This is a genomic window from Pectobacterium parmentieri, from assembly GCF_001742145.1.
Lineage (GTDB): Bacteria > Pseudomonadota > Gammaproteobacteria > Enterobacterales > Enterobacteriaceae > Pectobacterium > Pectobacterium parmentieri.
On record NZ_CP015749.1, the window covers coordinates 4,447,723 to 4,459,914 of the forward strand.

General features: G+C 51.0%; 13 protein-coding genes. 11 read left to right on the forward strand and 2 right to left on the reverse strand.

Features of this window, described 5'->3' with window-relative positions:
* The first annotated feature begins 65 nt into the window (after nucleotides 1–65).
* From ubiE to hemB, 8 genes are all read left to right on the forward strand, one after another.
* The gene (ubiE, locus tag A8F97_RS20230) at nucleotides 66–821 is read left to right on the forward strand and encodes a bifunctional demethylmenaquinone methyltransferase/2-methoxy-6-polyprenyl-1,4-benzoquinol methylase UbiE (protein ID WP_005973427.1); all 756 of its coding nucleotides are present in this window, start codon (nucleotides 66–68) and stop codon (nucleotides 819–821) included.
* Between the two features lie 12 nt (nucleotides 822–833).
* A complete protein-coding gene (ubiJ, locus tag A8F97_RS20235) occupies nucleotides 834–1,457 on the forward strand; it encodes a ubiquinone biosynthesis protein UbiJ (protein ID WP_014701842.1) in 624 nt (207 codons plus the stop codon).
* A complete protein-coding gene (gene ubiB / locus A8F97_RS20240) occupies nucleotides 1,454–3,094 on the forward strand; it encodes a ubiquinone biosynthesis regulatory protein kinase UbiB (protein ID WP_014701841.1) in 1,641 nt (546 codons plus the stop codon). The genes ubiJ and ubiB overlap by 4 nt, the downstream gene beginning before the upstream one ends.
* An 82-nt stretch (nucleotides 3,095–3,176) precedes the next feature.
* Nucleotides 3,177–3,437: a Sec-independent protein translocase subunit TatA gene (gene tatA / locus A8F97_RS20245; RefSeq protein WP_015731431.1), complete on the forward strand. Its 261-nt coding sequence runs from the start codon at nucleotides 3,177–3,179 to the stop codon at nucleotides 3,435–3,437.
* A 3-nt stretch (nucleotides 3,438–3,440) separates the two neighbouring features.
* Nucleotides 3,441–4,052, forward strand: a complete 612-nt coding sequence (gene tatB / locus A8F97_RS20250) for a Sec-independent protein translocase protein TatB (RefSeq protein ID WP_033072534.1) — start codon at nucleotides 3,441–3,443, stop codon at nucleotides 4,050–4,052.
* Between the two features lie 3 nt (nucleotides 4,053–4,055).
* A complete protein-coding gene (gene tatC / locus A8F97_RS20255) occupies nucleotides 4,056–4,805 on the forward strand; it encodes a Sec-independent protein translocase subunit TatC (protein WP_025920399.1) in 750 nt (249 codons plus the stop codon).
* Between the two features lie 81 nt (nucleotides 4,806–4,886).
* Nucleotides 4,887–5,669 carry a 3'-5' ssDNA/RNA exonuclease TatD gene (tatD, locus tag A8F97_RS20260; RefSeq protein WP_025920398.1) on the forward strand — a complete coding sequence of 261 codons (783 nt, stop codon included), beginning with the start codon at nucleotides 4,887–4,889 and terminating at the stop codon, nucleotides 5,667–5,669.
* A gap of 17 nt (nucleotides 5,670–5,686) precedes the next feature.
* Nucleotides 5,687–6,709 carry a porphobilinogen synthase gene (gene hemB / locus A8F97_RS20265; RefSeq protein ID WP_014701836.1) on the forward strand — a complete coding sequence of 341 codons (1,023 nt, stop codon included), beginning with the start codon at nucleotides 5,687–5,689 and terminating at the stop codon, nucleotides 6,707–6,709.
* A 62-nt stretch (nucleotides 6,710–6,771) separates the two neighbouring features.
* On the opposite strand, the gene rfaH is transcribed toward hemB, so the two are convergent.
* Complete coding sequence (gene rfaH / locus A8F97_RS20270) at nucleotides 6,772–7,260, reverse strand: transcription/translation regulatory transformer protein RfaH (protein ID WP_005973442.1); 489 nt, start codon at nucleotides 7,258–7,260, stop codon at nucleotides 6,772–6,774.
* A gap of 200 nt (nucleotides 7,261–7,460) precedes the next feature.
* Between rfaH and ubiD the strand changes: the two genes are divergently transcribed.
* From ubiD to A8F97_RS20285, 3 genes are all read left to right on the forward strand, one after another.
* Nucleotides 7,461–8,957 carry a 4-hydroxy-3-polyprenylbenzoate decarboxylase gene (ubiD, locus tag A8F97_RS20275; protein ID WP_014701835.1) on the forward strand — a complete coding sequence of 499 codons (1,497 nt, stop codon included), beginning with the start codon at nucleotides 7,461–7,463 and terminating at the stop codon, nucleotides 8,955–8,957.
* Nucleotides 8,958–9,009: 52 nt separating this feature from the next.
* The gene (fre, locus tag A8F97_RS20280) at nucleotides 9,010–9,711 is read left to right on the forward strand and encodes an NAD(P)H-flavin reductase (RefSeq protein WP_014701834.1); all 702 of its coding nucleotides are present in this window, start codon (nucleotides 9,010–9,012) and stop codon (nucleotides 9,709–9,711) included.
* Between the two features lie 231 nt (nucleotides 9,712–9,942).
* Entirely contained in the window at nucleotides 9,943–10,911 is a 969-nt protein-coding gene (locus tag A8F97_RS20285; RefSeq protein WP_033072533.1) for an alpha/beta hydrolase family protein, read from the forward strand.
* A gap of 114 nt (nucleotides 10,912–11,025) precedes the next feature.
* Here A8F97_RS20285 and fadA read toward each other — a convergent pair whose 3' ends face one another.
* The gene (fadA, locus tag A8F97_RS20290) at nucleotides 11,026–12,189 is read right to left on the reverse strand and encodes an acetyl-CoA C-acyltransferase FadA (protein ID WP_033072532.1); all 1,164 of its coding nucleotides are present in this window, start codon (nucleotides 12,187–12,189) and stop codon (nucleotides 11,026–11,028) included.
* Nucleotides 12,190–12,192 lie beyond the last annotated feature (3 nt).

The following is a 12,192-nucleotide window of genomic DNA, read 5'->3' on the forward strand; positions in this document are numbered from 1 at the left end:
GGTCTGGTACACTCTCACCATTAATGGGTAGACCCGAAATTTGACTGAAATAGTAGGCGGATAAGATGGCAAGTGAGCAGGAGAATACGGCCGACTTTGGTTTCCGGACTGTCGCCAGGGATGAAAAAGAAGTCATGGTGGCTGAGGTTTTTCATTCTGTAGCAGCAAAGTATGACCTGATGAATGACCTGATGTCCTTTGGTATCCACCGTATTTGGAAGCGTTTCACCATTGAATGCAGTGGGGTAAGACGTAACCAGCGCGTGCTGGATCTTGCAGGTGGAACTGGGGATTTAACCGCCAAATTCTCCCGCATGGTGGGCGAAGGGGGTGAGGTCATTCTGGCGGACATCAACGCATCAATGCTGAAGGTCGGCCGCGAGAAACTGCGTAACAAAGGTATTATCGACAACATCAACTACGTGCAGGCAAATGCAGAAGCGCTGCCGTTCCCCGATGATTTCTTCGACTGCATTACTATCTCCTTTGGTCTGCGCAACGTGACGGACAAAAACAAAGCGCTACGCTCCATGTACCGTGTTCTAAAGCCGGGCGGTCGGTTACTGGTGTTGGAGTTTTCCAAACCGGTGATTAAACAGTTGAGCACCGTTTACGATGCCTATTCATTTCATATCCTGCCGAGAATTGGCGAAGCTGTGGCAAGTGATGCCGGGAGCTACCGCTATCTGGCGGAATCTATCCGCATGCACCCCGATCAGGAAACGCTGAAAGGGATGATGAGCGATGCCGGTTTTGACAGCGTTAACTATTTCAACCTCACCGGTGGAATCGTTGCGCTGCACCGTGGGTTTAAATTCTGATTGGAAACGCCAATGCTGATAACGTCTTTTCTGACAGCTACGCTGGAAACTGCGCTGAATCAGCTTCTTTTTCACGACACTGTTTCTTGTGATCGGAGCATGAAGTCTGCCCGTCAGCGTTTACAGGGAAAAACACTCCAGATCGCGCTGGCTGAACTGGATGTTCCTTTGGTGCTGGTGTTTAACGAACAGCGACTGGATGTCGTTAGCCAGTGGGGCGAATTGGCTGATTGTCGTCTGAATACACGCGTCCCGGTTCTGATGAAATTACGCGATCGTCAACAGCTATCGTCACTGATGCGTAGCGGTGAACTGGTTATTGAAGGTGATATTCAAGTCGTTCAACAGTTCATCGTGCTGTGCGATCTGGCGGAGTTCGATCCGGCGGAATGGCTATCCCCTTATCTGGGCGATATCGTTGCTCAGGGCCTTAGCCAGACGGCACAGAAAACACTGGGTTTCCTGAAACGGTCATTACATCAGCAGCAACATTTTCTTTCCGAGACGTTAACGGAAGAGTGGCGACTGGCACCGGGAAAACTGGAAAACGCCTGGTTCCACGAGGAAATTGTTGCGCTGGATAAATCCGTTGATGTGTTGTCTGAACGGCTGGCGAAACTGGAGACCTTACGATGACGCCCGGTGAATTACGCCGCCTCTACAGCATTGTGCGTGTGTTGTTGAGCTATGGTCTGGACGAACTCATTCCTAAAATGCGTCTGACGTTTCCACTGCGTGCGGGTCGCCGCCTGCTGTTTTGGTTACCTAACCGCCACCGCAACATGCCTTTAGGGGAACGTCTGCGTTTAGCGCTTCAGGAGTTGGGGCCGGTGTGGATTAAGTTCGGGCAAATGATGTCGACGCGCCGCGATCTGTTTCCACCTGCTATCGCCGATCAGTTAGCAATGTTGCAGGATAAGGTTGAGCCGTTTGATGGCAAACTGGCGCGTGAGCAGATTGAGCTGTCAATGGGGGGGATCCCTCTTGAAGAGTGGTTTGACGATTTTGATATCAAACCGTTGGCTTCAGCTTCGATTGCACAGGTTCATACCGCCCGCCTGAAAAGTACGGGAAAAGAGATTGTTATCAAGGTGATCCGCCCGGATATTTTACCTGTCATCAAGGCAGATATGCGCCTGATGAAACGTCTGGCTGGCTGGTTGCCTCGCTTGTTACCGGATGGTCGCCGTCTGCGCCCGCGTGAAGTGGTGCTGGAATATGAAAAAACACTGCTTGATGAGCTGAATTTGCTGCGAGAAGCGGCAAATGCCATCCAACTGCGGCGTAATTTTGAGAACAGCCCGATGCTGTATGTGCCGGAAATTTATTCGGACTATTGCAGAGAAAGCATGTTGGTCATGGAACGTATCTACGGCATTCCTGTTTCTGATGTCGACGCGCTGCAAGCCAATGGAACGGATATGAAATTGCTGGCAGAGCGCGGCGTTCAGGTGTTCTTCACGCAGGTATTTCGCGACAGTTTCTTCCATGCGGATATGCATCCCGGCAATATCTTTATCAGCTACGATCACCCCGAAGACCCGCAGTACATCGGTATTGATTGCGGTATCGTCGGTTCGTTGAATAAAGAAGATAAGCGCTATCTGGCTGAGAATTTCATCGCTTTTTTCAACCGTGATTATCGCAAAGTCGCCGAACTGCATGTAGATTCGGGCTGGGTGCCTGCAGATACCAATGTTGCAGATTTTGAGTTTGCTATTCGTACTGTCTGTGAGCCGATTTTCGAGAAGCCGTTGGCGGAAATTTCGTTCGGTCATGTATTGTTGAATTTGTTTAATACGGCGCGTCGCTTCAATATGGAAGTACAGCCTCAGTTGGTATTGCTGCAAAAAACGCTGCTGTATATTGAAGGCGTTGGTCGGCAGCTTTATCCGCAGCTCGATCTGTGGAAAACCGCTAAGCCTTTTCTGGAGAGTTGGCTGAAGCAACAGGTCGGTTTACCTGCGGTTTTCCGGGCGCTAAAAGAAAAGGCACCGTTCTGGGCTGAGAAACTGCCGGAGCTTCCTGAGCTCTTTTATGATGGGCTGCGTCAGCATAAGATGTTAAAGCAAAGCGTCGATAAGCTGGCACATGAGCTGAAAACGCAGCAGGCTCGCCAAGGACAGTCACGATATCTTTTGGGTATTGGCGCAACCCTGCTAATCAGTGGTACGGTGTTACTGGTTGGTCGTGTTGGAACCGATATGGTTCCCGCAGGGTTGATGGCAGCAGGAATTGTTGCCTGGTTTATCGGTTGGCGTCGAACTCGTTGAAGCAGATCATGATGCACGCCAGAATTACCCGATATAATAACGAAAATTCTGTCGTTCCCCTTTTTGAAAAGAGGTAAATGTTATGGGTGGTATTAGTCTCTGGAACCTGTTGATTATCGCAGTTATCGTCATCTTGCTGTTCGGAACCAACAAGTTGAGAACGCTGGGTTCGGATTTGGGCGCGTCAATCAAAGGCTTTAAGAAAGCCATGGGTGACGAACAGCCGCCGGCTAGTACAGACAAAACGCAGCCAGATGCCGATTTCTCTACCAAGTCTATTGCTGACAGCCAATCAGACGTCAAGCAGGGCGATACGAAGAGCCAGCATAAAGAGCAGGTGTAATCTGTGTTCGATATCGGTTTTGGTGAATTGCTATTGGTGATGATTCTCGGCCTGATTGTTCTCGGGCCGGAGCGTCTCCCCGTCGCAGTCAGAACGGTTGCAAGCTGGATCAGGACGCTGCGTTCGCTGGCATCTACGGTTCAGAATGAACTGGCGCAGGAACTGAAACTCCAGGAGTTTCAGGAAAGCCTGAAGAAAGTCGAAAATGCCAGTTTGCAGAACCTGTCGCCTGAGTTGAAAGCCTCAATGGATGAACTCAAAGAGGCGGCAGAGGCGATGAAACGTGGCTATACCGGAACATCGTTACCGCAAACGTCAGAGGGGCTCGCAAAATCAGACGATCCCAAAAAATCAGACGTTCACAATGCGGCGATGGAACCGCAGCGCAACATCCCACTGAGCGATCCCGAAGCCGCTTATGATGGGGTGATTGAAGCGGAAGCCACAGTACGTCCGGCAGTCAGCCAGCCTAAACCTGAAAACAGTGTTGCTTCTGAATATCACCATGATGGCCGTAACGCTACAGGTGATGAAGTTGTCGGCAACGATAATGTCAAACCTGAGCAGTCCCAGTCTTCTGCTGTTTCTGCCCGCCAACCGAGCGATAGTCTTTAGTTTATGGCCGATGAAGATACTCAACCGCTAATTAGCCACCTTATTGAGCTACGCAAGCGACTACTAAACAGCATTATCTGTGTGCTGGCGGTATTTATTGCGCTGGTGTACTTTGCCAATGACATTTACCAACTGGTTTCTGCACCACTCATCGAGCAATTGCCTGCCGGCGCCAATATGATCGCGACTGATGTCGCTTCACCGTTCTTCGCGCCGATAAAGCTGACGATGATTGTCTCGGTGTTTATTGCCGCGCCACTGGTGCTGTATCAGGTGTGGGCGTTTGTCGCGCCTGCCCTGTATAAACACGAACGTCGCTTAATGATGCCGTTACTGGTATCCAGCAGCCTGCTATTTTATTCGGGTATGGCGTTTGCGTACTTTGTGGTGTTCCCGCTGGCGTTTGGTTTTTTTGCGAAAACTGCGCCCATTGGCGTGGTGATTGCAACTGACATCAATAACTACCTCGATTTTGTTATGGCGCTGTTCATGGCGTTCGGCGTATCGTTTGAGGTGCCCGTTGCCATTGTGCTGCTCTGCTGGAGTGGCGTGGTGACGCCGGAAGATCTGAAGAGAAAGCGTCCTTATATTTTGGTGGGCGCATTCGTTGTCGGGATGCTGCTAACGCCGCCGGACGTTCTCTCACAGACGCTGCTGGCTATCCCGATGTACCTGCTGTTTGAAATCGGCGTCTTCTTCGCGCGGTTTTATGTTGGTAAAGGCCGAAGAACCGAAACCGAAGAGCTATCGTAGTCACTCACGGTTACCTGCGGCAGGACGGTAAAATGACCTCTCTTTGAGAGGTCTTATTTTTTATTCGCTAGAGTGAAAGTCATGTTTGATATTGGTGTCAACCTAACCAGTTCTCAGTTTGAAAAAGACAGGGAACAGGTCGTCATCCGGGCAAAGCAAGCGGGTGTCAGTGGCATCTTGATCACAGGAACCAATGCCCAGGAAAGCCATCAGGCCATGTTACTGGCGCAAGCTTATCCCGATTACTGCTGGTCAACGGCGGGTGTTCATCCGCATGATGCCAGCCAGTGGAATGGTGATATCGCTGAACAGGTTCACCACATGGCAAATGCTGCCTGTGTGGTTGCCATTGGCGAATGTGGGTTGGATTTCAACCGTAACTTTTCGACTCCAGAAGAGCAGGAGCGAGCATTCAGTGCACAATTGGCCATTGCTGCTGAGCTGTCCATGCCGGTTTTCCTTCACTGCCGCGACGCACATCCCCGCTTTATCTCTCTGCTGACGCCGTGGTTGGGTCAGTTACCTGCTGCTGTGGTTCACTGCTTTACTGGTAATCGCCAAGAGTTGGATGCGTGTCTGGCGGTGGGCTTAACGATTGGCATTACCGGCTGGGTTTGTGATGAGCGTCGTGGACTTGAACTCCGCGCCTTACTGCCACATATCCCTGCCGATCGGCTGTTGGTGGAAACCGACGCACCTTATCTGTTACCCCGGGATTTACGCCCTAAACCAGCATCCCGCCGTAACGAACCCTGTTATCTGCCCCATATTATTCGCCAGATTGCGGAGTGGCGTGGAGAAGATGCCACATGGTTGGGGCAGATTACAGATGAAAATGCCCGCCGGATTTTCCGGCTGGCCTGATTCAGGAGAATAATGACATGAGCAATGCTTTTCCCGGCACGTTCCCTGGCCGACGTATGCGTCGCATCCGCCGCCATGATTTCAGCCGCCGTCTTGTTGCTGAAAATCAACTGACGGTGAATGATTTGATTTATCCCGTTTTCGTGATGGAAGGGACAAATCATCGTCAGGAAGTTCCCTCAATGCCGGGGGTATACCGGATGACTGTCGACGTGCTTCTGAAAGAAGCCGAAGAGATCGCTAAGCTTGGCATCCCGGTGCTGTCACTGTTTCCCGTTGTTGAAGCGGATAAAAAATCACTCTATGCCGAAGAAGCCTATAATCCGAATGGCTTGGTTCCGCGCACGATCCGCGCGTTGAAAGATGCTGTCCCTGAGCTGGGTTTGCTGACGGATGTGGCGCTCGATCCCTATACCACACATGGGCAGGACGGAATTATTGATGAAGAGGGTTATGTGATTAATGACGTCACCAAAGAGATTTTGGTGCGTCAGGCGTTGTCTCACGCCGAGGCTGGGGCCGAAATTATTGCCCCCAGCGACATGATGGATGGACGTATCGGGGCCATCCGCGACGCTCTTGAGGCGCAGACCTTGATCAATACCCAGATCATGGCGTATTCAGCTAAATATGCATCGTGTTATTACGGACCTTTCCGTGATGCCGTGGGTTCAGCGAGTAATTTGAAAGGCGGCAATAAGAAAACCTACCAGATGGACCCGGCCAACAGCGATGAAGCCTTGCAGGAAATTGCACAGGATTTGCAGGAAGGCGCGGATATGGTGATGGTCAAACCGGGGATGCCTTACCTGGATGTGGTTCGTCGCGTCAAGGAGACGTTCGGCGTGCCGACGTTTGCTTATCAGGTCTCTGGTGAGTATGCGATGCACATGGCTGCGATTCAGAACGGTTGGTTGCAGGAGCAACCGGTGGTGATGGAGTCTCTGTTGTGCTTTAAACGCGCGGGCGCAGATGGCGTACTGACCTATTTTGCTAAGCGTGTCGCACAGTGGCTGCACGATCAGAATATGCAACGCTAAACCTGTTCTCACCCGGCGTGGTGCAAACGCGCCGGGTGAGGCAAAGAAGATGGCGTGCTTGACTAGGTTTTACGAAATTCTCGGTTATCTATGCTGTGCTTGACCTGCTTGTTTAGCATACACAGCAATAACATTGAGCGGGCTTCACCATCAGGTTCGGTGTAGATCGCCTGAAGGCCAGAGAAGACACCATCGGTGATCACAACGTTATCACCGGGCTGTGGCGTCAACGGGTCAATGATCTTCTGTATGGGGCGAAGTGATAGCTCATCAATAACCTGCTGCGGAATGGTCGCTGGCAGTGCACCAAATCGCACAAAGCTGTTCACCCCACGCGTCGCGCTGATGGTGGTGGTGTGGATGCGCTCGGGGTCGAATTCCACAAACAGGTAGTTCGGGAACAGCGGCTCACACACTTCAGTTCGCTTACCACGAACAATTTTGTCTAGCGTGATCATCGGGCTCACGCAAGTGACATCCTGACGTTCCAGATGCTCTTTCGCTCGCAGCAGTTGACCACGTTTACAATACAGTAAGTACCAGGCTTCCATAATTTCGCAGACTTATGATTCCGACGTGCAAGCATAACAAAAGCGAGCAAGGATAAAAAATTTTCGGTGGATATTTTTGTTATCACACTATGGTGAGCGGATTCTTGATGGTGATTGGATTCTTGCCATAAATAGGCATTGCGGGAAGCGACAGGCTGGCTAAGAGACTTTATAATAGCCAGAACGATAGACTGCCCCCGATGAATAGCATGAAATACCGTGACTTACGCGAATTCCTCTCACTGCTGGAAGAGAGAGGGGAGTTGAAACGCATTACCCAGCCCATCGATCCCTACCTTGAAATGACGGAAATTGCCGATCGGACGCTGCGTGCGGAAGGTCCAGCCCTCCTGTTTGAGAACCCCAAAGGCTATGACATGCCGGTGTTGTGCAATTTATTTGGCACGCCGAAGCGTGTTGCATTGGGAATGGGACAGGAAGAGGTCAGCGCATTGCGAGACGTTGGCAAGCTGCTGGCATTTTTGAAAGAGCCAGAGCCGCCTAAGGGGTTCCGCGATCTGGTCGATAAAATGCCGAAATTCCGTCAGGTACTGAATATGCCGACAAAACGGCTGTCTTCTGCGCCGTGTCAGGAGCAGGTCTGGAAAGGCGATGATGTTGATCTGCGACGCATTCCAGTGATGCAGTGCTGGCCGGAAGATGCCGCGCCGCTTATTACCTGGGGACTCACCGTGACGCGGGGGCCGCATAAAGAGCGGCAGAACCTGGGGATCTATCGCCAGCAGGTGCTGGGTAAAAACAAACTGATCATGCGCTGGCTATCTCATCGCGGCGGCGCACTGGATTTTCAGGAGTGGTGTCAGGAAAATCCGGGGCAGCGTTTTCCAGTCGCTGTCGCGCTGGGGGCTGACCCAGCGACGATCCTCGGTGCGGTGACGCCTGTGCCTGACACGTTGTCAGAATATGCCTTTGCGGGCTTATTACGTGGGCATAAGACTGAAGTGGTTAAATGTCTGTCGAGCGATTTGGAAGTCCCTGCCAGTGCGGAAATTGTTCTGGAAGGCTATATTGAGCCAGGAGAAATGGCGGCAGAGGGGCCGTATGGCGACCATACCGGCTATTACAATGAAGTCGATCACTTTCCGGTCTTTACCGTTACGCATATTACTCAACGCCAGAATGCTATTTATCACTCGACTTACACAGGGCGGCCGCCGGATGAGCCTGCGGTACTGGGCGTGGCGCTGAATGAAGTTTTCGTACCGATCCTGCAAAAGCAGTTTCCTGAGATTGTCGACTTTTATTTGCCGCCGGAGGGTTGCTCTTACCGTCTGGCGGTCGTTACCATGAAGAAACAGTACGCGGGTCATGCCAAACGCGTCATGATGGGCGTCTGGTCTTTTTTACGCCAGTTCATGTATACGAAATTTGTCATTGTCTGCGATGATGACGTTAACGCGCGTGATTGGAAAGACGTGATATGGGCGATTACCACACGTATGGATCCGGCTCGCGATACGGTATTAGTGGAAAATACGCCGATAGACTATCTTGATTTCGCTTCGCCGGTTTCTGGTCTGGGCTCAAAAATGGGTCTGGACGCGACCAATAAATGGCCTGGCGAAACGCAGCGTGAATGGGGACACCCCATCAAGAAAGACCCGCAGATTTGCGCCCGTATTGATGAAATATGGGACGAATTAGCCATTTTTAGTGACAGAGAGCCTCGGCGCTAACTGCTGCTGCTCTGTTCTCAGTTTTGCTTTTATGACCCTATAGAGGGAATGCATGACAACATTGAGCTGTAAAGTGACTTCGGTCGAAGCCATAACCGATACGGTTTATCGCGTTCGTTTGTTACCTGAAGCGCCTTTTTCCTTTCGGGCTGGCCAATATTTGATGGTAGTGATGGGCGATCGAGATAAACGTCCTTTCTCACTGGCATCGACCCCGATGGATAAAGGTTTTATTGAGTTGCATATTGGGGCGTCCGAACTGAACCTTTACGCGATGGCCGTGATGGAACGCATTCACAAGGAAAAAAACCTGACGGTAGATATCCCGCATGGCGAGGCCTGGCTGCGAGAAGAGAGTACGCGCCCGCTGGTGTTGATTGCCGGTGGAACCGGATTTTCGTATGTGCGTTCTATTCTGCTGACCGCACTGGCGCAGCAACCTGAGCGCGATATCTCCATTTACTGGGGCGGACGCGAATCCCAGCATCTGTACGATTTAACGGAGCTTGAAGGTTTTGTGGCCAAGCACCCTAATCTGCGCGTCGTGCCCGTCGTCGAACAGCCAGAAGAAGGGTGGAATGGTAGAACGGGCACGGTTCTGAGCGCGGTTTTGCAGGATTACGGTTCACTGGCGGAACAGGATATTTACATCGCTGGGCGTTTTGAGATGGCGAAAATTGCGCGTGAGCGTTTTTGTAATGAGCGTGGCGCGCTGGCAGCTCATATGTTCAGCGATGCATTTTCGTTTATTTGACGAAGTGGTATTTGCTGGCTGCTCACGTTTTTTATTCACCCTTGAGCTGAGGTGAAGGTCACAGCCATCTGTATCGATGGCTGTGTGGTTTGCCTATTTTATTTCTATGTAATATCTCTTCTGTTAATTTTATCAATAGCTTAATGTTATATCGGCTGTGGATGGTTTCTTTGCTTTAATCATTATCTATCAATGGCATTCTGTTGTGTTTTATATCAAAAGGAAATTGAGTTGAACGTCAAAATAATAAGTAATCTATTCTTAACTATCAGTTTTTTGGGGGGGATGGGAGCAGCATTCGGCTACCCTTTAAGTGATAAAGATTTATCTGAAGCCCGTAAAGGATTTCACACGCAGTTAGTAATGGATACGTTGGAGCCTGATGGAAAAGCGGATACTCCGCCGAAGGAGATCTTCAATACAGTTCACTACCCCTCTGCGGTCGGCCCACTCGTTGCCTATATTTCTCCCGATCCTAAGGATGAGAAGCGCCATCCCGCCGTTGTCTGGGCACATGGTGGGTATGGTGGTATCGGTGATTTTTTCTGGGAGCCTCAGGATGAGGATAACGATCAAAGTGCACGAGCCTTTCGTGAAGCGGGAATCGTTATGATGGTTCCGAGTTGGCGCGGCGAGAATGATAATCCCGGTAAGTTTGAAATGTTCTACGGCGAAGTTGACGATCTGCACGCCGCGCGGGAATATCTGGCTAAGCTGCCTTATGTCGATCCTAAACGTATTTATGTGGCGGGTCACAGCACAGGTGGAACCATGGCTTTATTAGCTAATGAATATCGTGCGGGTTTCCGCGCTGCTTTTTCATTGGGGGGAATCCCTGATTTGAAAGTACGGCTTGATGCCGGTCCCACCGCGGTTGGCCCTTCATTTAATACAAGTAACCCTCAAGAGTTCTATTTACGTTCGCCACGAACCTTTATTACCCATATAAAATCCCCAACCTTTTATTTTGAAGGGGAAGAATCTTATTGGGATGAAGAACTAAAGACTATGAAGGATGATGCGTTAGGCGCACAGGTCCCTTTCTATGCCCACAGCATACCTTATGGAGATCACTTTACTATTATATTGCCGATTACCCGCCTAATTGCTCAGAAAATTTTGCAGGATACGGGTGAGAGCGTGAGTATTGGTTTTAGTCAGAGTGAGATTAAAAAAATCGGTCAAGATATTAAGCAGTAAAATAACAAGAGCGATAGAGTTTTCTATCGCTCTTGTTTATAGATGATGCTCTGTTACTCGGCTGCGTTGTAAAATTCCCATGGATTAACGTGATACCGTTAGCGATTAATTTGCTTAAATGCGTTCAAACACGGTCGCAATACCTTGCCCCAACCCGATACACATCGTCGCTACGCCAAACTGAACGTCACGGTTTTCCATCAGATTAACCAATGTGGTGGAGATGCGTGCGCCTGAGCAGCCGAGTGGGTGACCCAGCGCGATGGCTCCGCCGTTGAGATTGACCTTTTCATCGAGCTGTTCCAATAGACCCAGATCTTTAATGCAGGGCAGCGTTTGGGCGGCGAATGCCTCATTCAGTTCAAAGATGCCGATATCGGTCAGACTCAGACCTGCTCGTTTCAGCGCCAATTTGGTGGCAGGGACGGGGCCATAACCCATAATCGACGGATCGCAGCCCACCACGGCCATCGCTCGAATGCGGGCCCGAACCGGTAAGCCTAATGATGCTGCGCGGGATTCGCTCATGATCAACATAGCCGATGCGCCATCGGACAACGCTGAGGATGAGCCCGCCGTCACTGTGCCATTAACCGGATCGAATGCCGGTTTGAGAGCGGCAAGGCTATCGACGGTAGTATCCGGGCGAATCACTTCATCATAATCGAAACGTTGCAGCGCACCGTCTGCATCATGACCCGCCGTGGGGATGATTTCATGACGAAATGCGCCAGATTGGGTGGCGTTGTAAGCACGCTGGTGTGAGCGGGCGGCGAATTGATCCTGCATCTCACGACTAATATTGTGCATACGTGCTAGCATTTCGGCCGTTAGCCCCATCATCCCTGCTGCTTTAGCTATAGTGCGGCTCAATCCCGGATGAAAATCGACGCCATGATTCATCGGCACATGCCCCATATGCTCAACGCCACCGATTAAGCAGACGTTCGCGTCACCGACCATAATCGCACGGGCGGCATCGTGGAGCGCCTGCATGGAGGAACCGCACAGTCGGTTAACGGTAGTCGCGGGTACGCTCATCGGGATTTCAGCCAGCAAAGCCGCATTACGGGCCACGTTGAAGCCCTGCTCCAGCGTCTGTTGCACACATCCCCAATAGATGTCATCGATCTCGTGGGCGTCTAGCGCGGCGTTACGGCTTAATAAGCTACGCATCAGGTGCGCGGACAGGTCTTCTGCTCTCACCTGACGGAAGGCGCCGCCTTTGGATCGCCCCATCGGCGTACGTACGGCATCAACAATCACTACCTTTTCCATATT